2 protein-coding genes are annotated in these 1,921 nt (G+C 72.5%); both read right to left on the reverse strand.

Annotated elements, in window-relative coordinates:
- Positions 1-1,266 (reverse strand): protein kinase domain-containing protein (locus AB8Z36_RS38900; protein WP_369218082.1); only part of this gene is annotated, 1,266 nt, incomplete at its 3' end.
- The coding region (locus AB8Z36_RS38905; protein WP_369218083.1) for a protein phosphatase 2C domain-containing protein at positions 1,263-1,921 on the reverse strand (659 nt) is incomplete at its 5' end. The genes AB8Z36_RS38905 and AB8Z36_RS38900, both read right to left, overlap by 4 nt.

Consider the following 1,921-nt stretch of genomic DNA (forward strand, 5'->3'; position numbering starts at 1 on the left):
GTCGCGCACGGTCCCGTCGTCCTTGCGTGCCGTCCACACCGACCGCGTCCGGTTGGTCAGGCCGAACCGGCCGCGCTGCTGCGGGTGTTCGGTGACCTCGCCGACGACGGCGGTGAAGTCGTGCCGGTCGGGGTCCTCGCGCAGGTGGTGGGCGTAGACGCGGGCGCTCGGGGCGAGCCGGATGCCGCGCCGGGTGCGGAGCGTGCCGGTGCCGGTGACCAGTTCGAGGCGGGGCGGCAGGGTCAGGGTGGTGCGGCACTTCCAGCACTCGGGGGGCGCGCCGTCCGGCTGGGTGAGGTTCTGCTTGCCGCAGACGCCGCACTGCGTGATGGCGTCGAGGACCTGGCTGAGCGCCTCGCGCCACTGCGACTCGCGCACCCGCAGCGAGGGGTTCTTCAGGCCGTCGGTGAAGGTGCGCACGAAGAGGTCGCGCAGGATCTGCGGCAGCGCGTTCCAGCTCGCGACGATGGTCGGCTGCTCGCTCGGCACCGGACGGTTGCGGTTGTCGTTCGGGTCGTAGACGAAGACCGGGTCCGTGCCGTACAGCTTCCGCTTGGCCGCCGGGTCCAGGCAGCGGATGCTGAGCTGGAGGGCGCCGTTGAAGGGGTGGTCGTTGATCAGCAGGTAGAAGAGCAGCACCGCGAGCGAGTGCAGGTCGCTCTGGGTGCCGGGCATGGCACCCCGGTCGCCCCTGACCAGCTCGGGCGCCATGAAGTCCATGGTGCCCTCGACGGCCGCCTCGGCGCCCTCCACGACGGCGTTGTCGTTGTCGCAGACCAGGATGTCGCCGGTGCGGGGGTCGAAGAAGATGTTGCCCCAGTTGATGTCGCGGTAGGCGATGCCGCGCGAGTGCAGCGCGCGGTAGGCCTCGACGGTGTGCAGCGCCACGGTGACCAGGGTGCGCATCGTCGCGGCGGAGACCGAGGGGTCGCGGCGGAAGAGGGCGGGCAGGTCGCAGAAGCGGGCGGGCCGTACGTCCATCACATAGCCGAAGCCGGGCTGTTTGCCCTCGGGGTCCATCACGATGGAGCGCGGCCACAGGAAGCGGTCGTCGTCCCAGCCCTTGTCGATGAGGCCTTCGAGGATCGTCCGCTGCCGGGCGTCGGCGAGCTGGGGGTAGTACCACTTGACCGCGCGGTCGCCGGTGGGCGTCTGGACGCGGTAGACCTCGCCCTGGCCGCCGGAGCCGAAGAGCTCGGCGACCTTGAGCTTCTCCCCCGACTCGGCCACCAGGGTCTTTCCGGCGGCGAGCATGCCGTTCGTCATGCTGTTCCTTCCTGCCTCGACGGGTCGTCGCTGCGCTGGGCGGGCACCGCGATGGCGCCCACGAGGGTCGTGTCGTCCCCGGAGAACGTGGCGGCGCGCGCCAGCCAGTCCGGGAGCTGGGCCTGGACCGCTTCGACACCCTGCTCGGCGGCTCGGCCGCGGACGCCGGTGGCGAAGTCCAGGAAGCCCTGGTCGTCGGTGAAGCTCTTGGAGAGCCCGTCGGTGGAGAGCAGCACGCACGGCGGCGGCCCGCCGGTGAAGGGCTGCCAGTAGGAGCGCGTCTTGCGCCAGGGCTCCGGCGCGCAGAGCGAGTCGGTCTCGTCGCCCATGTCGGGCCCGGTCCAGAGCGGGGTGCGCGGGGTCCCGCCGTCGTCGACCAGCACGAAGTCGCCGTCGCCGAGCTGCCAGCAGAACACCATGTCCTCGGTGAGGACGGCGCCTATCAGGGTGCTGCCGTAGGCGGCGAGGTCCGGGGGCTCCGCGCGCGCCCGCTCCCCGGCGGCGCGCCGCGCGGCGGCCGGTCCGTGGGCGGGTGAGTTGCGGTCGTACAGCAGGGCGCGCTCGTGCCAGCGGTGGCCGACCTGCTGCGGCAGCCGCCGCGCCTCCTCGCGCAGCCCGGTGAAGTGCGCGGCGTCACCTCCGACGCGCACCACCT

This window comes from Streptomyces flavofungini (assembly GCF_041028215.1).
GTDB classification, from domain to species: domain Bacteria; phylum Actinomycetota; class Actinomycetes; order Streptomycetales; family Streptomycetaceae; genus Streptomyces; species Streptomyces flavofungini_B.